This window comes from Agrococcus casei LMG 22410 (assembly GCF_900163565.1).
GTDB classification, from domain to species: Bacteria; Actinomycetota; Actinomycetes; order Actinomycetales; family Microbacteriaceae; genus Agrococcus; species Agrococcus casei.
The window spans coordinates 83,620-104,506 of the sequence record NZ_FUHU01000046.1 but is presented as its reverse complement, the minus strand read 5'-3'; the positions used below and the strand labels follow the sequence as shown (position 1 = coordinate 104,506).

20 protein-coding genes are annotated in these 20,887 nt (G+C 66.3%); 6 read left to right on the top strand and 14 right to left on the bottom strand.

What is annotated here, in order from left to right; genetic code table 11:
• Positions 1–20: 20 nt before the first annotated feature.
• The 3 genes from CZ674_RS13390 to CZ674_RS13380 are packed head-to-tail and all read left to right on the top strand — an operon-like array spanning position 21 to position 4,889.
• Positions 21–3,482 carry a S8 family serine peptidase gene (locus CZ674_RS13390; RefSeq protein WP_159457003.1) on the top strand — a complete coding sequence of 1,154 codons (3,462 nt, stop codon included), beginning with the start codon at positions 21–23 and terminating at the stop codon, positions 3,480–3,482.
• A 23-nt stretch (positions 3,483–3,505) separates the two neighbouring features.
• Positions 3,506–4,117, top strand: coding sequence for a class F sortase (locus CZ674_RS13385; RefSeq protein WP_086993017.1), 612 nt, complete (start codon positions 3,506–3,508; stop codon positions 4,115–4,117).
• On the top strand, positions 4,107–4,889 hold the full coding sequence (locus tag CZ674_RS13380) for a lytic murein transglycosylase (RefSeq protein ID WP_143244754.1): 783 nt from the start codon (positions 4,107–4,109) through the stop codon (positions 4,887–4,889). Before CZ674_RS13385 ends, CZ674_RS13380 begins: the two co-directional genes overlap by 11 nt.
• A gap of 85 nt (positions 4,890–4,974) precedes the next feature.
• On the opposite strand, the gene adh is transcribed toward CZ674_RS13380, so the two are convergent.
• The 8 genes from adh to CZ674_RS13340 all read right to left on the bottom strand — a co-directional run bounded on the left by adh (position 4,975) and on the right by CZ674_RS13340 (position 15,506).
• Positions 4,975–6,498, bottom strand: a complete 1,524-nt coding sequence (gene adh, locus CZ674_RS13375; RefSeq protein ID WP_086993016.1) for an aldehyde dehydrogenase — start codon at positions 6,496–6,498, stop codon at positions 4,975–4,977.
• Positions 6,499–6,558: 60 nt separating this feature from the next.
• Positions 6,559–7,008 (bottom strand): DUF779 domain-containing protein, encoded by a 450-nt coding sequence (locus CZ674_RS13370; RefSeq protein ID WP_086993042.1) that lies wholly within the window; start codon positions 7,006–7,008, stop codon positions 6,559–6,561.
• 164 nt (positions 7,009–7,172) lie between these two features.
• Positions 7,173–8,714 (bottom strand): zinc-binding metallopeptidase family protein, encoded by a 1,542-nt coding sequence (locus tag CZ674_RS13365; protein WP_086993015.1) that lies wholly within the window; start codon positions 8,712–8,714, stop codon positions 7,173–7,175.
• 75 nt (positions 8,715–8,789) lie between these two features.
• The gene (locus CZ674_RS13360; protein WP_234988598.1) at positions 8,790–9,788 is read right to left on the bottom strand and encodes a C-terminal binding protein; all 999 of its coding nucleotides are present in this window, start codon (positions 9,786–9,788) and stop codon (positions 8,790–8,792) included.
• Positions 9,785–10,753, bottom strand: coding sequence for an agmatinase (gene speB, locus CZ674_RS13355; protein ID WP_086993014.1), 969 nt, complete (start codon positions 10,751–10,753; stop codon positions 9,785–9,787). The genes CZ674_RS13360 and speB overlap by 4 nt, the downstream gene beginning before the upstream one ends.
• 36 nt (positions 10,754–10,789) lie before the next feature.
• Positions 10,790–12,397 carry a thiamine pyrophosphate-binding protein gene (locus tag CZ674_RS13350; protein ID WP_086993013.1) on the bottom strand — a complete coding sequence of 536 codons (1,608 nt, stop codon included), beginning with the start codon at positions 12,395–12,397 and terminating at the stop codon, positions 10,790–10,792.
• 74 nt (positions 12,398–12,471) lie between these two features.
• On the bottom strand, positions 12,472–14,142 hold the full coding sequence (locus CZ674_RS13345) for an amidohydrolase (RefSeq protein ID WP_086993012.1): 1,671 nt from the start codon (positions 14,140–14,142) through the stop codon (positions 12,472–12,474).
• A 5-nt stretch (positions 14,143–14,147) separates the two neighbouring features.
• Positions 14,148–15,506 (bottom strand): MFS transporter, encoded by a 1,359-nt coding sequence (locus CZ674_RS13340; RefSeq protein WP_086993011.1) that lies wholly within the window; start codon positions 15,504–15,506, stop codon positions 14,148–14,150.
• 218 nt (positions 15,507–15,724) lie between these two features.
• On the opposite strand from CZ674_RS13340, the gene CZ674_RS13335 reads away from it, so the two are divergent.
• Complete coding sequence (locus tag CZ674_RS13335; RefSeq protein WP_086993010.1) at positions 15,725–16,633, top strand: Lrp/AsnC family transcriptional regulator; 909 nt, start codon at positions 15,725–15,727, stop codon at positions 16,631–16,633.
• Between the two features lie 20 nt (positions 16,634–16,653).
• Here CZ674_RS13335 and CZ674_RS13330 read toward each other — a convergent pair whose 3' ends face one another.
• On the bottom strand, positions 16,654–16,890 hold the full coding sequence (locus CZ674_RS13330) for a hypothetical protein (RefSeq protein ID WP_086993009.1): 237 nt from the start codon (positions 16,888–16,890) through the stop codon (positions 16,654–16,656).
• Positions 16,891–17,003: 113 nt separating this feature from the next.
• Positions 17,004–17,579, bottom strand: a complete 576-nt coding sequence (locus CZ674_RS13325; RefSeq protein WP_086993008.1) for a thioesterase family protein — start codon at positions 17,577–17,579, stop codon at positions 17,004–17,006.
• Positions 17,580–17,633: 54 nt separating this feature from the next.
• Here CZ674_RS13325 and trhO point away from each other — a divergent pair, with 54 nt between their 5' ends.
• Together trhO and CZ674_RS13315 are read left to right on the top strand one after the other, a co-directional pair.
• The gene (trhO, locus tag CZ674_RS13320; RefSeq protein ID WP_327078629.1) at positions 17,634–18,551 is read left to right on the top strand and encodes an oxygen-dependent tRNA uridine(34) hydroxylase TrhO; all 918 of its coding nucleotides are present in this window, start codon (positions 17,634–17,636) and stop codon (positions 18,549–18,551) included.
• The gene (locus tag CZ674_RS13315; RefSeq protein ID WP_086993006.1) at positions 18,548–19,021 is read left to right on the top strand and encodes a GNAT family N-acetyltransferase; all 474 of its coding nucleotides are present in this window, start codon (positions 18,548–18,550) and stop codon (positions 19,019–19,021) included. Before trhO ends, CZ674_RS13315 begins: the two co-directional genes overlap by 4 nt.
• 120 nt (positions 19,022–19,141) lie before the next feature.
• On the opposite strand, the gene CZ674_RS13310 is transcribed toward CZ674_RS13315, so the two are convergent.
• The 4 genes from CZ674_RS13310 to CZ674_RS13295 are packed head-to-tail and all read right to left on the bottom strand — an operon-like array spanning position 19,142 to position 20,873.
• Positions 19,142–19,906 (bottom strand): SDR family NAD(P)-dependent oxidoreductase, encoded by a 765-nt coding sequence (locus CZ674_RS13310; RefSeq protein WP_086993005.1) that lies wholly within the window; start codon positions 19,904–19,906, stop codon positions 19,142–19,144.
• A 7-nt stretch (positions 19,907–19,913) separates the two neighbouring features.
• On the bottom strand, positions 19,914–20,162 hold the full coding sequence (locus CZ674_RS13305) for a DUF3618 domain-containing protein (RefSeq protein WP_086993004.1): 249 nt from the start codon (positions 20,160–20,162) through the stop codon (positions 19,914–19,916).
• Positions 20,159–20,623: a phage holin family protein gene (locus tag CZ674_RS13300; RefSeq protein ID WP_086993003.1), complete on the bottom strand. Its 465-nt coding sequence runs from the start codon at positions 20,621–20,623 to the stop codon at positions 20,159–20,161. The genes CZ674_RS13305 and CZ674_RS13300 overlap by 4 nt, the downstream gene beginning before the upstream one ends.
• Before the next feature lie 10 nt (positions 20,624–20,633).
• Positions 20,634–20,873, bottom strand: a complete 240-nt coding sequence (locus tag CZ674_RS13295) for a hypothetical protein (RefSeq protein WP_086993002.1) — start codon at positions 20,871–20,873, stop codon at positions 20,634–20,636.
• Positions 20,874–20,887: the final 14 nt, after the last annotated feature.

Sequence of the window (20,887 nt, the reverse complement as noted above, 5' to 3'; positions counted from 1 at the left end):
CTCAGAATCATGCTCGACGAGTGGTGATCAGTGTCATTGCACTGCTGCTGTGCTTCGGCATCCTGCTGTCGCCCACGGGGGCCAACGCAGGAGCCGGGGGCGTGCTGACCGCACAGCGCGACAGCCGATCGGCAGACCTGGAGGCCCACATGGCAGCCACCGACGACACCCCGGCCGATATCGACGCGGAGCTGCTCACTGACGTTGCTGGGTCAGACGAGACCGCGTCGCCGGACTCGGCATCCGGCCCCGTTGAGATCGTGGTGCGCTTCGCTGATCCCGGTGTTCCGAGCGCTGCCGCCGGTGACCCGGAGGCCGCCGTCGCCGCACTGCAGTCGCTCGAGCAGCAGCGATGGGACCTGGTCGAAGAGGGGCTTCGCGCACTGGACGATCGCGTGACGGTGCTCAACCGCTTCTGGATCACGGGGGCGATTCTCGTGAGCGCGACCCCGTCAGAGGAGGTGCTGTCAGACCTTGCCGCGCTGCCAGGTGCCGTCGAGGTCGTGCCGAACTTCACCGTCGAGCCGACGGCCGATGTGATTGGCCCGGGCTCCCCTGGCGAGACCGTCGACGATCCCACCCACGGCACGCTCACCTGGGGCGTTGACCGCATCGAAGCGCCGCAGGCCTGGGACGACTTCGGCGTGACCGGCGAAGGCGTGCGGGTAGCGGTGCTCGACACCGGCGTTGACGCCTCGCACCCCGACCTCGCGGACAAGATGGTCGGCGCAGACCTCAACGACCCGACCTACCCGGGCGGCTGGATCACCTTCGACTCGCACGGCTTGCCCATCGCGACAACCCCCGCTGATCCGGGGTCGCACGGCACGCACGTTGCCGGCACGATCGTCGGCGGCGATGCCTCCGAGGTGCAGATCGGTGTAGCGCCCGGCGCGAGCCTGATGGCTGCCAACGTGCTCTCGGGCGCGGGCGGCGGCTCCTACGCGCGCATCCTGGCCGGCCTGCAGTGGGCGCTCGCACCCCACTCGGGCCACAGCACCGACGATCGCGTCGGGCTGCCTGCCAACGTCATCAACATGTCGCTCGGCTCGACCGGCCACAGCGCGGCGTTCGCCGACATCATCCGCAATATTCGCGCCGCCGGCATCTTCCCCGCGATCGCGATCGGCAACGCGCCGTGCGGACCGACCGGCAACTCCTCCCCCGGCGACCTCTACGAAGCCGTCGGCGTAGGCAACACGAACTCAGCCGACGAGGTGAACCCCGAATCCTGCGGCGCGCAGACCGCGTGGCCCGCCGAGGTGACCGAACGCTACGACTGGCCGCAGAACTTCATGAAGCCCGACGTCAGCGCCCCGGGTACCGCTGTCTACTCCGCGATTCCAGGCGGCAGGTGGGGCCAGTCGACAGGCACGTCGATGGCAACGCCGCACGTGGCAGGAGCCGCAGCGCTGATCGCCTCGGCTCGCGCCGGACTCTCGGTCGATGAAATCGCGCAGGCGCTCGAAGACACCGCCTGGCATCCGGCCGGCGACGACGCGGAGCAGGACGACCGCTACGGACACGGCCGCATCAACGTGCACGACGCGATCGCCTCGGTGCTGGGCGCCTCAGGCGTCTCCGGCACCGTCATCGACAGCGCTACAGGTGCACCCATCGAGGGCGCACTTGTCACCTACGCAGATGTGAGCGAGAGCTGGACGACGGATGCGCGGGGCGCCTTCCAAGCGCCGCTGGTGCCCGGCAAGTACACGCTGCGAATCCAGGCGTTCGGCTACCACGAGACCGAAGTGGCGGTCACGGTGCCGGACGACCGCATCGTGCAGGCGCAGGCTGAACTCGAGGCCATGACGACCGGTGTCATCCAGGGCGTCGCAGTCAGCCGCGAGACGAACGAGCCCATCGAAGGCGCAACCGTCGTCGTGGTCGGGCAGCCGCTGTCCACGACCACCGCATCCGACGGCTCCTATCGCTTCGAGGGGCTGCCGCCCGGGCAGTACACGGTGGCGTTCAGCGCCGAGGGCATGACGACCGCGACGGCAGCTCCGGCTCGCGTCGAGGTCGCGCATCAGACCACGGTCAACGCCGTGCTGTCGCCGCAGCTGCGCGTGCTGCTCATCGGCTCGGGTGACGCAGATCGCACGGCCGAGCTGCTGCGAGCCAACGAGACTACGGTGACGCAGCGCCCCGATCTTCCGGCATCGGTCGATGCTGACGAGTTCGACACCGTGATCGTCGACACCGCCGCACAGGCCGACCCTGCCGCGATCGCAGCGCTGCGACAGTCGCTGCAGGCAAGCGGAGTCGGCTCGCTCTGGCTCGACCTGGGATCCAACGAGACGACCGGCATCGCGCTGCTGAGCCATCACACCGGCAGCCCGGTGGTGCGCGAGGGCGCCAACGACCGAGACGCGACCGCCACCGGCTACGTGATCACTGCCGAGCATCCGATCTTCGCCGCCGGTCAGCTGTCGAACTCGGCGCTCACGCCAGAGATGTTCGTGAGCCAGAACTCGCAGTCGACCGGCCCGAAGTTCACCGCCTGGTTCTCAGACTTCAACGAGCCGGGCGCGCAGGTGCTCGCCTCGGCGGCGAAGCAGAACAACGATGGGTCGGTCACGGTTCTCGGCGATGGGATCGCTGTGTCTGACGGCAGCGGATCGCGCACGGTGCTGCTGTCGCTGCACGCGTCGATGTCGGCGATCGGGGCCCGCACGTGGTCGTCCGAGGTCTCGCAGGTGCTCGTCAACAGCACGCAGTGGGCGGCGCCAGACTCGGTGCAGCCCATTGCGCCGACGGTGCTCGAACCCCAGTCCATCAAGCCGACGCCTCCCGATCCCGACGATGACGGCGACGGCGACGGCGACGGAAACGGCCATGGTGGGAACAATGGCAACAGCGGTGGCTCACCCTGGCAGCCCGCTCCCGCCAACGGCAACCGCGACAGCACGCCTCAGCAGTTGGCACCCAACCAGCAGAAGACTCCGACCGCGCAGGAGCAGCCGAAGCCTGAGTCGGCTCCCGGCCCTCCGTTCTCCTCGCTAGCAGAGCTGAAGCTGGCAGAGCAGGGCGGCATCACCGCAGTGCTCGACGGCGATGAGCTGGCCGTGACTATTCCGGGGGCTGAGCCAGGCGACTGGTACTACCTGCACATCTACCCGCACAAGCTCGGTGTCGACTGGATTCGCGTGAACTCCGACGGTGAGCTGCGCATCAACATCGGCTCGTTGCAGGGCGGCACGTACTACCTCGTATTCACGGCTGCCGACGGTGCGCACGCTGGCTGGTACGAGCTTGAGATCGCCGGCGAAGATGAGGCCGCACCGCAGGATGACGTGCCTGCCGCAGAGCTGCCTGATGTTCAGGCCGACCTCACCGGCGACGACGAGGACCTCTCGGCGGCACCGGACAACGGGCTCACCCCGCTCGAGCAGGGGCTGCTGCTCGGCACCACCGGTGTGCTGCTGGCTGCTGCCGCCGTGATCACGCTCGCAGCGCTGCGCAGAAAGCCGAGCGCCTGATGCGCGGAAGAACCGTAGGATTCGTGACTGCCGGAGCCGTCGTTGCCATCGGCATCGGCGTCGGCATCCTGGGCCTGAACTCGATGAACGCGACGCCGCAGTACGAGGCAGCCTCGCGGGTGCCGGTCGCGCCGCTCGCGCCATCCGCGCATCCTGTCTCTGCCGCGCAGCCGGTGAGCGTGACGGTGCCTGTCGTCGGCCTCGAGACCGAAGTCGACGTGCAGCCACCCGCTGTCGAGGGCGTCCTGACTCCCCCTGAGGCAGACACCGCGACCTGGCTCGACGATCGCGGCCTTGCCGGCGCAGACTCGAGCGACACCGTGTATCTGCTCGGCCACTCCGCGCAGTACGGCGGCGGCGCCTTCGACCCGCTCGTCGATCGCGAACAGCTGAAGAGCACGGTCATGCCCGGCGACGAGATCGTGGTCGAGACCGCTGAAGGCGCGGTCGTCTACCAGGTTGTCAGCACCGAGTTCTACGGCAGCGCTGAGCTCTCGAGCATCCCGAAAGTGTGGGGAGAGTCCGCCGGCAGGCTCGTGCTCGTGACCTGCCTGTTCGACGCTGACGGCAACCGCATCGAGCAGAACCTCGTGGTGTTCGCCCGCATCGCTCCGGAGTCCGCCGATGAGCAGTAAGCGCAGGGGAGGACGCATTGCTGTCGGCGCACTGGCCGGACTCGCCGCGATCTGCATCGGCCTCGGCATCTGGGTCGTCGTAGACGGAACCGGGTCGGATGCGGCGGGCGACTATCGAGGCGACGTCGAGTTTCGCGCGGCATCGGGGGTGACCGCACCCGAAGCCGCAGACTTGCCGGAGGTCGATGCGGGGCTCCTCGGGGGATCGCACGACATCGCAGAGCTGGCCGACGCCGATTGGGTTGCCGCAACGGCTGCAGCCACCGGCATTCCGGAGCGAGCGCTGCAGGCCTACGCGGGAGCAGCGCTTCGTGCCGGCGACATGTGGCCGGCCTGCGGCCTCGGCTGGAACACGCTCGCCGCGATCGGCGAAGTGGAGACGCATCACGGGACCATCCAAGGCGGCTCGATCGGCGACGATGGAGTCGCTGATCCTGCCATTATCGGCATCGCGCTCGACGGCTCCAGCACCGACGCCATTACCGACACCGACGGCGGTGAGCTCGACGGCGATGCAGAGTGGGATCGCGCCATCGGCCCCATGCAGTTCATCCCGGAGACCTGGCAGGCGCTGGCGCTCGATGGCAACGGCGACGGCGTGCTCGATCCGCAGCAGATCGACGATGCCGCCCTCACCGCAGCCGCTGCGCTCTGCGGCCCAGGCGGCGACCTCACCGATCCGGCGGTCTGGATCGATGCCGTTGCCGGTTACAACTCGGCCACCTCCTACAACAACCGGGTCGCCGAGGCGGCAAACGCGTACGCTCAGTGATAGCGATCGCTCAAAAACAAGCGAGAGCGGGGGCTCGCGTGGATAATCCACACGAGCCCCCGCTGCGCCCTGGTTTTGGTCTCTATTAGAAGAAGCCCTGCTTGTTCTCTGAGTACGACACCAGCAGGTTCTTGGTCTGCTGGTAGTGATCGAGCATCATCAGGTGGTTCTCGCGGCCGATGCCCGACGACTTGTAGCCGCCGAACGCCGAGTGCGCGGGGTACGCGTGGTAATTGTTCACCCAGACGCGGCCCGCCTGGATCTCGCGGCCGGCGCGGTACCAGGTGTTGCCGTTGCGCGACCAGACTCCGGCGCCGAGGCCGTAGAGGGTGTCGTTGGCGATGTGCATCGCGTCGTCGTAGTCCTTGAACGTGGCGACCGAGACGACGGGCCCGAAGATCTCCTCCTGGAAGATGCGCATCGAGTTGTCGCCCTTGAAGATCGTCGGCTGAATGTAGAAGCCGCCCGAGAGCTCGCCGCCGAGGTCGACGGGCTCGCCTCCCAGCAGCACTTCGGCACCCTCCTGGCGGCCGATGTCGAGGTACGACTTGATCTTCTCGAACTGGTCGTTCGACGCCTGCGCGCCCATCATCGTGTCGGTGTCGAGCGGGTTGCCCTGCTTGATCGCCTTCGCGCGAGCCACGACCGCCTCGAGGAACGGGTCGGCGATCGACTCCTGAATCAGCGCACGCGACGGGCACGTGCAGACCTCGCCCTGGTTGAGGGCGAACATCGTGAAGCCCTCCTGCGCCTTGTCCCAGTAGGCGTCGTCCTGCGCCATGACGTCTTCGAAGAAGATGTTGGGCGACTTGCCGCCGAGCTCGAGCGTGATCGGAATGATGTTCTCGGATGCGTACTGCATGATGAGGCGCCCGGTCGTCGTCTCACCCGTGAATGCGATCTTGCGGATGCGCTTGTTCGACGCCAGTGGCTTGCCCGCTTCGAGACCGAAGCCGTTGACGATGTTGAGCACGCCTGCTGGCAGGAGGTCGCCGATCAGCTCCGCCAGCACCAGAATCGATGCGGGCGTCTGCTCAGCCGGTTTCAGCACGATCGCGTTGCCGGCCGCGAGCGCCGGAGCGAGCTTCCAGACCGCCATGAGGATGGGGAAGTTCCAGGGGATGATCTGCCCGACCACCCCGAGCGGCTCGTGGTAGTGGTACGCGACGGTGTCTTCGTCAAGCTGTGAGAGCGAACCCTCCTGCGCGCGGATCGCAGATGCGAAGTACCTGAAGTGATCGATCGCCAGCGGGATGTCGGCGTTCAGGGTCTCGCGCACGGCCTTGCCGTTGTCCCAGGTCTCGGCGACCGCGAGCATCTCGAGGTTCTCTTCCATGCGATCGGCGATCTTCTGGATGATGCCGGCGCGCTCAGCCACCGGAGTCTTTCCCCAGGCGGGAGCCGCCGCGTGCGCTGCGTCGAGGGCCGCCTCGATGTCTTCAGCGGTGCCGCGACCGACCTCGCAGAATGTCTGGCCGGTGACGGGCGTGGGATTCTCGAAGTACTGGCCTTTGACCGGAGCCACCCACTGGCCGCCGATGTAGTGCTCGTACCGCGATTTGAACGAGACGACGGCGCCGTCGGTTCCTGGGTTTGCATAGACAGACATGTGTGCTCCTTTGCACTCGTGGTGTTTGGTCGGTCAGCGGATGCGCACCAGGCACCCGCGTCAGGGCGAGTTGATGAGGCGCGAACGGATCAGAAACCGCTTGCCCTCGGGGGCTTCGACAGAGAACCCGGAGCCCCGGCCGTCCACGACGTCGAGGGTCAGGTGCGTGTGCTTCCAGTACTCGAACTGCTCGCGGCTCATCCAGAACGGAAGCTCGGCGGCAGGCAGGTCGTCGGTCGCGGGCAGCTCGAACGTGCCCAGCAGCACGTCGGCGTCGCCGGTCTTGAAGTCGCCTGTCGGAAAGCACATCGGGCTCGACCCGTCGCAGCAGCCGCCCGACTGGTGGAACATCAGCTCGCCGTGCAGCACGCGCAACTTTGCGAGCAGATCGAGCGCCTGCTGCGTCATGCCCACTCGCGACTCGCGCTCGCCCTCGATCTCGGCCCGCGCATCCAGAACTGACGCGCTCGTGACCTCGGCTGTGGCCGGAGTTTCGGCTTGTGCTGCCATCGTCGGCACCCCCTGCGAATCGGTGGTCTGACCACCATACGCTCGCGGGGCGGTTCCGTCGAGGGGTCGGATGCGCGGCTCGGCGCGCCACAATTCATGCGAATGCGGGGGTCGAGCCGCATATTGCAGCTCGACCCCCGCTCAGCGCCTGAAAATGGCGATGGCTACTTGTATTCAGGCCACGGCAGGTCGATCGGCGCCTCGAAGTCGGCGGGCAGCAGCGCCGGCATCGGCTCGGCCTCCACACGCTCGTCGAACTCGCGCTTCGCCTCGGCCAGCAGCTCGGGCTTGCTGAACAGGTCGAGGAATGTGCCCGCGATCGTCTTGCCCGTCGTCTGAATGGTCGGCGCGATCGTGGCGGGAATGCCGCCGAGCGCGTTCATGACCCACGCCGGGTAGGGCCCGGCTCCGGGGACCGGCTGCAGCGCCGGGCGGGAGACATAGAAGCGCACGGTCGGCGCATAGTGCGACATCTCGACGTAGTCGTCGCTCGTCCAGTTGCGCTGCCAGGCGGGCATGTGCTCGCGCAGCAGGCGCTCGGCCTCCTGCGGCTCGATGAGCTGCTCGGTCTCAGCCAAGAAGGGCTTCTCGCTCGGGTCAAGACCAAGACCGCGCTGCACTTCCTGCGCGACTGCAACAGCATCCGCTCCGTACTGCGGCGCACCGACTGCCGAGAGGTTGTCGTAGAGCACCTCTGCCATCTTGTGGTTGGTGCGACCGGGGCGGCTGCGTGCGATCCAACGGTCTTCGAGCTCACAGTGCGCCATGGCTGCTGCGTGCTCGGCGTTGCGGTCGAGCACTGCGAGCACGTGCTCTGCCATCTCGATGTCGGGCGTGCGCCACGAGAACTGGATGCGCGCGACGCGCTGGGGCAGGTTGTCTGCAGTCGCCTGGCCGTCTGACAGGATCGCGTCTGAGAAGCTCCAGCCTCCTGCGGCCGGCAGCATCGCATCCTGCATGATGCGCGACGAGGTGTACATCTGCATGAGCGCGACGTTCGCACCGGGGGCGCGGGCTGCCGAGTGCGATGCCGGGATCGGCGAGTTGGGGTCGGCGCTCGAGACCTGCCAGGTTTCTGCACTGTCGCAGCTGAAGGTGTAGACCTTGCTGTAGTACGCGCCGCACTGGGTGTCCCAGCGGGCCGTGTTGCACAGCGGCAGCATGTAGAACGGGTGGAACGAGACGATGCCGTCGACGTTGTCGTAGTAGCCGCGAAGACCGTGCACGACCTTCGAACCGTGCATCTTCTCGGCCGGCTCGCCCGTGTATCGGATGGTGCCGGTGATGCCGTGCTCGATCATGGCGTGCTTCGCGGCGAGCACTCCTGCGAGCGTCGAGATACCGAGCACGGAGTGCGGATCGGTGTGGCCCGGTGCGAAACGCGAGGTGCCGTCCTGAGGCTGTTCGGTGGTCGTTGCGGCCTGACTGTTGCCCGGCACAGCGTCATACTCGGCGTAGGTCAGCAGCGTGGGCCCGTCGCCATTCGACCAGGTGGCGCTGAACGCAGTCGGCATGCCTGCGGAACCATCTTCGACCTCGAAACCCTCTTCGCGCATCCGCTCGACGTACCACTGCTGCGAGCGGTACTCGCGCCAGGCGGGCTCGGCGAGCTGCCAGATGTGGGTGTGCCACTCAGTGAGACGCTCGAGGTTCTCGTCGACCCATGCCTGGGCGGTCTTCTTGGCTTCGTCTGTAAGCGACATCATTCCTTCTTTCGCTAGGAGCCCATCAGTGTCGAATAACTCTGGTGTTTGACGGTCAAACACCAGAGTTATTCGACACTAGAGGGAGAGTGTGGGGGAGTTGACGGGGCTGTCAGGGCGACCCTCCGTCAAGAGCGACACGGCGTTCTGCGCCTGGATTCGCACATACTCGGCGTCAGTGCGCTCGGAGTAGTAAGCGACGTGCGGGGTGAGTACGACGCCGTCGACATCTAGCAGTGGGTGCCCTGCTTCGGGCGGCTCGAACTCGAGCACGTCAAGCCCCGCTCCGAACAGCCGGCCGCTGCGAACAGCCGAAGCCACCGCGTGCGGGTCGATCAGAGCACCGCGCGACACGTTCACGAGGATCGCGCCCTGAGGCATGCCTTCGATGAAGTCTGCATCGATTAGCTGCTCGGTCTCGGGTGTGAGCGGCACGTGCAGCGACAGCACATCGGATGCGCGGCGCACTTCATCGAGACCGGTGCGACGCACACCCAGCTCGTCGAGCATCCGCGCCGTCTGCTCATTCTCGGGTAGCAGCGGGTCGTACCCGATCACCGCACCGAACAGCGGTCTGGCGATCTCGGCCAGCTTGCGCCCGATCTTGCCGAGCCCCACGATGCCGAGCGTCTTCTCGCTCAAGCGCGGCGGCGCATCGACAGCGCGCGAGTTCCACTCGTCGGGCACCGCAGTAGCCGAGCGCGTGTAGAAGTCGAACTGTCGAGCGACCGCGAGCAGCAGCGCCAGAGCGTGTGTCGCCACCTCTTCTGTCGCTGCGCCTGGCACGTTCGTTACCCAGACACCGTGCTCGTCAGCGGCCTCGATGTCGACGTTGTTGAAGCCCATCGACATGAGCGCGACGAGCCGCAGTTTGGGCATCGCCTCGATCATCTCGCGCGTGACATCGGCATAGCCGACGAGTAATACTTGGGCGTCGGCGGCGTCAGCAACGATCTCCGAGGCGTCACGCGTGTTCAGCGTGCGCACCTCGAAGCCGTGCTGTTCGAGCATCGCGACACCTGTCGTGAGGTCGGTGTCGTCGATTTCGGTGTAGACCGCGACGGGCCTGGGCGTCACTCAGCCGCCTTGCGCGACCTGTCGATGACCTGGGCCATTGCCGTCATGATGTCGTAGACGACGTGGCTGGCGGCGATGCCGGTGACCTGTGCGTGGTCGTAGGCGGGTGCGACCTCGACCACGTCGGCGCCAACGATATTGAGGTCGGCCAGTGCGCGGATCATGCGCAGCAACTCACGGCTCGTGAGGCCGCCGGCCTCAGGGGTTCCGGTGCCCGGTGCGTGCGACGGGTCGAGCACGTCGATGTCGACGGAGATGTAGAGCGGCTTGTCGCCGATGCGAGTGCGAATGCGCTCGATCGCGGCTGCGACGCCCTCTTCTTCGATGAACTCGCTCGTGATGATCGCGAAGCCCAGGCGGGCGTCGTCTTCGAGGTCGCCCTTGCCGTACAGCGGGCCGCGGGTGCCGATGTGCATCGAAGCGGTCTGGTCGATGTAGCCCTCTTCGGATGCGCGGCGGAAGGGGGTGCCGTGCGTGATGGGCTCGTCGAAGTAGGTGTCCCAGGTGTCGAGGTGCGCATCGAAGTGCAGCACTGCGACGGGGCCGTGCTTCTTGTTGATCGCCTTGAGCAGCGGGTACGCGACCGTGTGGTCGCCGCCGATCGTGAGGATCTGCTCGACGCGCTCGCCCAGCTCGGTCGCCGCGACCTCGACCTCGTCGACTGCCTTCTTGAGGTTGAAGGGGTTCGGTGCGATGTCGCCGGCGTCGGCGACCTGCACGGTGTCCCAGGCGGCGAAGTCCTGCGCCGGGTTGTAGGGGCGCAGCAGACGGCTGGATGCGCGCACGTGCTCGGGGCCGAAGCGGGCGCCCGGGCGGTAGCTCACGCCGGTGTCGAACGGGATGCCGACGATGGCGATGTCGGTCGACTCGACCTCTTCGATGCGCGGCAGGCGCGCGAAGGTCGAGAGACCTGCGTAGCGGGGGGTCTTGGATGCGTCAGTGGGGCCGACGGGGCTCGAAGCCATGGTTCATACCTCCGGGTTGTGTCTGTTCGGTGTCTGTCAGGCGACGGGCTCGACGGTGGGCACGTGGATGAGCTGCACGCCGCCTGCGGCGACGGCCTGCTCGACGGCCTGGTCGATCTGGTCGATGCTGTCGATGCTCACGCCGGTGCCGCCGAAGGCCGTGACGAGGGCCGCCCAGTCGGGCTGCACGAGGTCGACGCCGATCGGCGCGATGCCGACTGCCGCCTCGTTGCCCTTGATCTCGGCGTAGCCGCCGTTGTCGACGACGATCACGACGACATCGAGCTGCTGCTCGACCGCGGTGATGAACTCCTGCACGCTGAACATGAGCGCGCCGTCGCCGATGACGAGCACCGACGGACGCGACGGGTCGGCGATGCGAGCGCCGATCGCAGCCGGCAGGCCGTAGCCGAGGGTCGCGTAGGTGGCCATGTACTGCACCGAGTTGGGCTTCGAGACCTTGACCATGTTGAGCAGGCCCCAGTAGGCGATCTTCGACGAGTCGGTCGAGAGGATCACGTCTGCCGGGAGCGCCTGCGCGATGCGCTTGCCGATCTCGGTGTTGTGGGCGTCGAGCTCGTACGACTCTGCCTCGACGGCCTCGAGAATCGCCGCCACATCGACCGCGTTCTTAGGCTCGACGTCGCCGATGGCGAGGATCAGTGCGTCGATGGCCGCGGCTGCGTCGCCGACGATGCCGACGTCGGCACGCTGGTTCTTGTTGATCTGCGACTCGAGCACGTCGATGCGCACGACCTTGCCCTCAGCCTCAAGTGCGTCGACCCAGAGGTCGGCCTCGCCGAGCTTCGAGCCGATCACGAGCAACACCTCTGCGGTCTTGGCCACATTGCGCGCTGCTTCGAGACGCAGGTTGGCGCCGAGCGAGAGTGGGTGGTGCTCGTCGAGCACGCCCTTGCCGTTGGTCGAGGTCACGACGGGTGCGCCGAGCTTCTCAGCGAGCGCCTTGACTCCGGCGGCAGCGCCGCGCGAGCCGCCACCGGCGAAGATCACAGGGTTCTCTGCGCCCTTGAGCAGCGCCGCGCCCTCTGCGACAGCGGCGGTGTCGAGCTGCGCGGGAGCGGGAGCCGCAACGGCCTCGAGCACCGAGCCCTCAAGCGTGGTCTCGGCCTCGAGTACGTCGAGCGGAACCTCGATGTAGACGGGGCGGGGGCGACCTGTGCGGAACAGCTTGAAGGCGTCGTGCACTGCCTGCACTGCCTCTTCGGCCGACTCGACGCGACGGCCCCACTCGACGACAGCCTGCGCGGCCGCCAGTTGGTCTTTCGTCTCGTGCAGTGTGCCGACATCTGCGAATTCAGCGCCGCGGGCGACACCAGGTGCCAGCAGGATCATGGGGCGTGACTCAGCGAACGCGGTCGCAGCCGACGACAGTGCGTTCAGCAGGCCGGGGCCGCTCGTCGTCATGACAACGCCCGGCAGGCCCTTCTGAAGCGACCAGCCGTCGGAGCCGTATCCGGCGCCCTGCTCGTGTCGTGACGTGACGGCGCGGATGCCCAGCGCGGTCAGCGGCCGGTAGAGCTCGAGGTTGTGGGTGCCGGGGATGCCGAACACCGTGTCGATGCCGTAGTTGCGGAGGGTCTCAAGCAGGACCCAGCCGGTCGTGCGCTTCTCGATTGTCTGCATGTCTCGTTCGTCTTTCGCGTCGTTGGTGGGACGTTGTCGTGTTGACTTCGTGAGTCTTCAGATGGTGATTCGGGTCATCGGTCGCCGGCGAACACGCGCTTGCCGTCAACCCAGGTCTCGAGCACTTCGATGCTGCCGATGGTAGCCGCGTCCACTGACAGCGGGTCAGCGGCGAGCACCGCGAAGTCTGCGCGCTTGCCGACTTCGAGCGACCCCAGCTCGTCTTCGCGGCCGATCGAGACAGCACCTTCGAGCGTGTGCGCTCGAAGCGCCTCGGCTGCCGTGATGCGCAGGCTGTCGGGCCCGAGCTTGGCGCCTCGACGTGTGACCCGCGTCACTGCCGCCTGGATTGCCTCCAGCGGCCTCGGCTCGGCGACCGGCGCATCCGACGAGATCGTCATCGGAACACCTGCGTCACGGAACTCTCCGAGCGGGTTGAAGCGCTCGCCGGGGGTACCGATCGCCTGCTCGACGCCCTCACCCCAGTTGTAGTAGTGCTGGGTCTGGTTGACCGGACGGATGCCCAGCTCGGCCATGCGCGCCACTTCGGCTTCTGCAGGCAGCCCGCAGTGCTCAATGCGGTGACGGGCATCCGGGTCGGGATTCGCAGCAAGCGCCGCCTCGACCGCGTCGACGACCATCTTGATCGCGATGGGCGACTGCGCGTGCGTTGCAGTCTGCAGACCCGCCGCGTGTGCCTTGGCGACGAGCTCTGCGTAGTCGCGAGGCTCGTGGTAGAGCTGACCGGTGCGGCACGGGTCACCGACGTAGCCGTCGGGGAAGTACGCCGTCCAGCCGCCGAGTGTGCCGTCTGCGTAGAGCTTGATGCCTGCGGTTGCGAGCATCGCGTTGCCGAACGGCGCCGTGAGTCCCAGCTCGAGCACCTGGTCGAGCAGGTGCGACAGGAAGTACATCGAGACGCGCACCTTCTGCTCGCCCTCACCGGCGAACCGCAGGTAGGTCTCGAGTTCGCGCTTCGACACCTGAGCGTCGCCGATGGCAGTGACGCCGCCGGCCAGGAACTCGCGCTGCACGAGTCGCATCTGGCGCAGGTGCTCCTCGGGCTCGTCGCCAAGGTGGAAGTTGGGGCCGTGGTGGCCGATCTTCACGCCATGGAGGCCCGTGAGCACGTTGCACGCCGCATCCGACAGCTCGCCCGTGAGCTCGCCGTCGGCGTCGCGGAAGAACTCCCCGCCCTCAGGGTTCGGCGTCTCACGCGTCACACCGTGCTTGGCAAAGGTGAAGCTGTTCACGACGCCGCCGTGGCCGGAGGCGTTCATGATGTACACCTCACGATCGGTGGAGACCTGGTCGAGCTCTTCCTTGGTGGGGTGGCGCTGCTCTGCGAGGTTGCGCTGCTCGTAGCCATAGCCGCGCAGCGGAGCGCCAGCCGGCAGCTTCTGCGAAGCCTGTCGCAGCAACTCGACGATCTCGGGAATCGAACCGGCCTTCTCGGGCGAGATGTCGACCCACGTGAGCATCTGCCCGTACATGAGCGGATGCGCGTGCGCGTCGATGAAGCCCGGCACGACAGTGGCGTCTCCGAGGTCGACGCGATCGGGCTGCAGCCCTGCGTCGGCCGCGGCCCGATCGACATCAGCAAGTGTGCCGATGGCGATGATGAGGCCCCTGTGGGTCAGCATCGCCTGCGCTTCGCGCACCTCTCCCCCGACGGGGAGGATGCGCGAAGCCGTCAGGATCGTCGGGGCAGAGTCCCGAGCGTCGAAGGTCGCCAGCTGTCGCATCGTGCTTACTGCTCCTTGCCGTTGATGGTCGGGCCTGCCGTCGTGTCGAGTCGAGGCTCGTACGAGGCCGTCACCGGTGCCTCGTCAGAGTGCTGCGGTGCGAGGAACATCGCAACGGCGTTGATGAGAGCCATGACCGCGACGAGCGCGATGACGCTCCAGGGGGTTCCGGTCATCTCGAGCAGCCACAGGGCTGCCATCGGGGTCATGCCGCCCCAGACAGCGGCGCCGATTCCGTAGGCGAGCGACATCGAGGTGTAGCGCGACTGCGGGCGGAACATCTGCGCCATGATCGTGGCCAGCGGTGCCCAGGTAGCGCTCATCATGACTCGGACCAGCGACACGAAGATGTACATGAGGGCGACCTCGCCGCCGCCGATGACCAGCAGCAGCGGAACCATGGCCATCAGCGAGCCGAAGACGCCGATGTACATCATCATCTTGCCGCCCCACTTGTCGCTGAGAGCAGCCAGTGGCAGCGTCACCAGCAGTTCGACGAACGAGGCGATCGTCATTGCGGCCAGCACGTGCTCGACGGCGATGCCAGCCTCTTCGACGGCGTAGTTCTGCACGAAGGTCGTGGCGAGGTAGTAGAAGCCAGACGCGATCGGCAGGATCATGATGCCGAGCAGGATCGGCCACCAGTTGTTCTTCAGGGCGTATACGAGCGGGATCGACTGGTCACGGCCTTCGACCTTCTGCTCGAAGACCGGCGACTCCTCGACGCGGTAGCGAACCCAGAAGCCGACACCGATCAGCACGATGCTTGCGAGGAACGGGATGCGCCAGCCCCAGTCCATGAGGAAGTCGTCGCCTCCCATCGAGATCAGCCAGAAGATCCCGCTTGAGAGCACAGCACCGGCGGGGTTTCCGAGCTGCGTGAAGCCGCCGAAGAACATGCGCTGCTTCTGGGGTGCCGACTCGACGCTCATCAGGGCTGCACCGCCCCATTCGCCGCCGACAGCGAGACCCTGTGCCGCGCGCAGCAGCATCAGCAGGACGGGTGCCGCGACACCGATTGCGGCGTACGTCGGCAGGAGGCCCACGGCCACTGTCGCTACGCCCATGAGCACCAGCGTGATCACGAGGGCTGGGCGCCGGCCGATCCTGTCGCCGATGTGCCCGAAGATGATGCCGCCCAGTGGTCGGACGAAGAACGCTACCGCACTGCCGAAGAACGCTCCCATGGTCGCCAGGAACGGGTCTGTGTCAGGAAAGAACAGTCGCGGGAAGACGAGCGCAGCCGCCGTCGCGTAGACGTAGAAGTCGTACCACTCGATGGTGGTCCCGACGAAGGCCCCCAGGCCCGCGCGCATCGCGCGCTTGTTTTTGAAGGCAGGCACGTGTGTGTCTGTGGTTGCCATGGCAAGCTCCCTTGCTCGTTTGGTGCAATGGAGGAACTCTACGTCGAACTGACGCGATTGCCAAGCATAGGTTTTCAGTGATCGAGCCGGTTTGCCGACAATATGAAGACACGGCCCACAGTTTGCAGTCAATCTCCGACCGAATGTCGGCATTCTGTCGATATTCTGATGGGGTATAGCCGAGAATTGTCGACGATAACGATTTGAGAGGGCGACGCATGAAGCCATCGGAAGACCAGTTCGACGCGGCCCTGGTGCGTGCACTGCAACAGGATGGCCGGGCCAGCATCCAGACGCTCGCTGACGAACTCGAGGCGAGCAGGGCGCAGGTCTCCTCTCGGCTCAAGCGCCTCCTCGACGACGGCACCGTCCGCGTCGTCGCCGCGGTCGACCCCGGGTTTCTCGGCCACAGCATCCTCACGCACAACATGCTTCGCGTCAGCGGCAGCACCGCGCACGTGACCGAGCAGCTGCGGGCTCGCGAGGAGACCGTGTTCGTCTCGGCGGTCTCCGGCGCCGACCATGTGGTCTTCGAGACCCGCTTCGGCAGCACCGACGCGATGCTCGAGCTGCTGCAGTGGGTGCGCTCTCTGGAAGGCGTCGAACGCGTCTCGACCACGACGTACATCCGCATCGTCCGCGGGTTCTTCGTTGCGAACTACCGCGGCGACTACGAGCCCGACGACATCGACCGCAAACTCATCACGCTGCTCGAAGGTGACGGCAGGCGCAGTTACACAGCCCTCGCGGGCGACGTCGGAATGCAGCCCTCGAGCGTTCGCGAGCGCGTCAACCGCCTGATCGAGCAGAACGTGATCCGCATCTCAGCGGTCGAGGCGCGCGGCGTCGTGCGCGGGCAGCTCGGCGTCGGCGTCGGCATCACCTCGCGCGGCGACGACGAGCAGATCGCCGAGTTCCTGGCGAAGAACAAGGCAGTCGACTTCGCCGCGCAGTCGTACGGGCGACACGACTTCATCGCGACGATGGTGGGCCCGAACCCCCGCAGCGTGTTCGCGTCGATCGAGGCGCTGCGAGCGCTGCCGGCCACGGCCGCCGTCGAGTCGTGGACGCACCTGCACGTCGTGAAAGAGGACTACGCGCGCACGCTGCGGCCGGCAGAGCTGTGAGGTGCAGCTGCTGTCTGAAGCTACTTCCAGATGAGCAGGTACTTGTTGCTGAGCGGCACCCACTGGCAATTGAGGACGACGGTTCCGCCTGACATCTGCAGGTCAAGAGCGACCGTCTTGCAGTAGTTCTTCGAGTTGTACATCTTGTAGCCGCCTGCCGCCTCGGCCGCAGGGGATCCGCCGCCGGTGACGAGCCCGCCGCCGATGAGTCCGAGGGCTGCGACGCCTGTGAGTGCTGCTTTCGTGAGCTTGTTCATGATGCCTCCGATTGGTGGGTTTCAATGACGCTCACCAAGCTACGTCGACGCCTGCTCCCCCACGTTGGCGACCGGTGGGCATTGCCTCACAGTCTGCTGAGTCGAGGTGTGGCCTACGGGTGACGCGGCGCTTCCGGGGCCGGCGCTGTCCACTCGCTGGGCGCATCCGCCTTCGTCGCCGGCAGCTTGAACTGCTCAGCCCACGCGACGATCTCGGGCGAGGCGCTCCACGCGGCCCAGTCGTGGCCCGTGACTTCCTTGAGCTCGGCGACCTTCAGCGTGCCCTTGGTCTTGCTGATGAGCCGGCCGCGCACGATCGCACGCGCATAGACCTCGCCTCGCACGACGAAGCGCTGCTCGATGTAGAAGGCGCGCTCGTCGGTGCCGACCAGGCGTGACTCGACCGTGAAGCGCTGGAACGGCTGCAGCGACTTGCGGTAGGTGATGGTCTGCGCGCCGACGACCGCCGAGATGCCGTGTGCCTGCAGCACGGTCGCAAGACCTGTGCGCTCGGTCAGATCGACCCGGCCGAGGTCCATGTACGACAGGTACCTGCCATTGTTCATGTGCATCATCAGATCGATGTCGGTCGGCCAGACCCTGAAGCCGATTCGCGACACCGCAGTCAGGTCGAGACGCGGTCGGCCCTTGCTTCTGAAGAAGAGCGCGAGGATCCATTGCAGCCACATATTCACGCGTTCGATCCTGGCGCTGCGAGCCGATTTTGGCCAGGCGTGTGTGCGATGCGCCAGAACTGCGACAATGGAGGCATGCAGAAGGTGATCCTCTTCTACAAGTTCACGCCGTTGCCCGATCCTGAAGCGATCCGCATGTGGCAGTTCACGCTTGCCCAGACGCTCGGCCTGACCGGCCGCGTGCTGATCTCTGAGCACGGCATCAATGGCACCCTCGGCGGCGACATCGACGCTCTGAAGCGCTACGTACGCCTCACTCGCGAGTACAGCGGCTTTCGCGGCACCGAGATCAAGTGGTCGAGCGGCGGCAGCGCAGACTTTCCGAAGCTCACCGTCAAGGTGCGCGACGAGATCGTCACGTTTGGCGCATCTGACGAGATCGAGGTCGACGAATCCGGCGTCGTGGGCGGCGGCAAGCATCTGAAACCCGCCGCGGTGCACCAGCTGATCGAAGAGCATCCCGACACCGTCTTCTTCGACGGCCGCAACAAGTACGAGGCAGAGGTCGGGCGCTTCAAGAACGCGGTCGTGCCCGAGGTCGAGACGACTCGCGACTTCATCGACGAGCTCGAGAGCGGCAAGTACGACCACCTCAAAGACAAGCCGATCGTCACATACTGCACTGGCGGCATCCGGTGCGAGGTGCTCTCGACGCTCATGATCAACCGAGGGTTCGAGAACGTCTACCAGATCGAGGGTGGCATCGCTCGATACGGCGAGACGTTCGGCAACTCAGGCCTCTGGGAAGGCTCGCTCTACGTCTTCGACAAGCGCGGCACGATGGACTTCGGCGACGGCGCCAAGGTCATCGGCTCGTGCACCGCGTGCGGCGGCGAAACCAACCACGTGGGCGACTGCGCTGTCGCAGACTGCACGCGACAGGTAGTCGCGCATCCCGACTGCGAAGTGCTCTGCAGCGTGCATGCAGATGCGAGTGTTCAGACGGATGCGCAGGTCGCCTCATGAGCGCCGGTCTCGTGATCAGGGCGGCCAACGCGTCAGACGTGCGCGAGCTGCACGGGCTGTTCGTCAAGCACAGCACCGCCTCGTCGACCGACGAGAAGGTCAACCGCTACCGCGACCGGCTCGATCGCCTCGTCGACAGCTGGGATCACCGCATCGTCGTCGCCGAGATCGACGGGCAGACGCTCGGGTATGCGGCGGCGCAGGACTACGGGCCCCCGTCGGGCGAAGACCGGTCGGTGGCGCGGATGCACGACCTCTGGGTCGCACCCGAGGCGCGCGGCCGCGGGGCTGGGCGTGCGCTGTTCAACGACGTGCGCAATTGGGCACAGGACGAGCGGCGGATCGGCGTGCTGCAGTGGCAGTCGTCGCAGGTGGCCGCTGACTTCTACGAGCGGCTCGGGCTCGCTGACGCTTCTGGCGACGGCACGAACTTCGAGCTCGCGGTGCACCTGCCGCAGACAGAGGGCTGATTCTGCAGCTTGCTGCCGGCCCGTGTGCCTCAAAGTAGTCAAATCTCGGTTTGCGTGCCCCAAAGTAGGCTCCAGCCGGCGTTTCGCCGATAATTGACTACTTTCAGCACACCTCGGCCCTCACAAAGCTGTAGAAGAAACCCGCTCCGTGAGGCGATCCGGCAGCACATGCACGAGCGGCTGCAGCAAGCGGTAGCGCCAGTCGGCGACCACAACGCTTCTGCCGCGGCGCAGTGCACGGATGCCGTCCCGGGCGACTGTGCGCGCATCCGCCCATGCAATGCTTGGCAGGCGTTCGGCGCCGTCGGCTCCCATGCGCTCGTGAAACTCGGTGCGCACCATGCCGGGGCAAAGTGCCGTCACATGCAGCCCCTGCGACCGGTATCGGGCATTCAGCGACCTCGACAACGACACGACTGCCGCCTTGACCGCGCCGTACGTGCCGGTGGGAGTGAACGCGGCGACACTTGCGACGTTGAGGATCCAACCGTGGCCACGCTCAAGCATCCCCGGCACTGCGGCATGCGAGAGCCGAACCGGCGCCCACGCGAGCACCTCGAACAACCGGCGCTCGTCGGCAACAGGGCTCGATTCGAACTGCGCGTGAATGCCGAACCCGGCGTTATTCACAAGGATGTCGATCGGATGCGCGGCATCGGCGACGCGCTCGGCAAGACGCTCGAGGTCGTCAGGGTCGGCGAGATCGCACGGAAACGCGGCAGCCGTCACCCCGTGTGCGGCAGAGAGCTCGGCTGCGAGGGCCTCGAGCCTGTCAGCGGTGCGAGCCACTAGCACCAAGTTGACCTGCTTGGCGGCCAGCTGGCGCGCCAATTCGGCGCCGATCCCGGCGGTTGCGCCAGTGATCAGCGCCGTGTGGCGGCGCACGGTGCGCTCAGCGACGCTTGCCGATGACCGCGAGCGCGATGGCTCCGGCGATCAGCACGACGGTGCCGGCTGCAGCGGCGATCCAGGGAGTGGGCTCTTCGCGAACCGACTTCTCGACGCTGCTCTTGGTGCGCGCGAACACCTTGGCGGGGTTCACGCGGTCTTCGAGGTCGTTGAGGTTGCGGCGCAGCTCTTCGCGCTGGCGGTCGATCTCAGCCTGCGTGGGCGTCGGCTCGTTCTTGTTTTCGTCGCTCATCGGTCGCCCTCTTCGTTCTTGGCCTTCAGGTCTTCGCGGGCGTCGAGGTCATCAAGCGGCGAGGTGCCGTCTGCGGCGTGACCGAGTCCGCGAGCCATGTTGACGTCTTCTTTGATGGAGCCAACTGAGCGCATGTCGCCGAACTTGGCGTTCTTCATCACCATCAGCGCACCGGGGATCGCGAGGATCAGGATGATGACCAGCAGCGAAGCTGCGGTGAGCAGCGCAGCGGCCCACTCGGGGAACAGCAGCTGCCACGCGTGGAAGCCGGCCGCGAACAGCCACCCCACCATGTACAGCGCGAACACCACGGCGACGATGAGCAGCACGGCGCCGATGCCGATGCCTTTCACCTTGCCGGTGACTTCTGCCTTCAGGTTGGCGATCTCGGCCTTCAGCAGGCTGGTGATCTGACCGGGGACCTCGCTGATGAGGTCTCCCAAGCGCTTGCGCTCACTCATGGGTGATTACCTACTTGCGGTTGGTGACTTTGCCGATGGCCTTCGAAGCTGCGTCTGCTGCAGCCGATGCCACCTTCGGGCTCTGCTTCTGCACGAAGTCGACTGCCTGCTCTCGCGGCTTGGTGACTGCGTCTGAGTTCCAGAGCTTGCTTGCGCTCGAGGCGATCTGCTCGTAGCGCTGTCGTCCGGCACGCGCGCCGAGCACATATCCGACGCCGATGCCTACAACAAAGAGAATTCGTCCACGCATAATGCTCTCCAAAC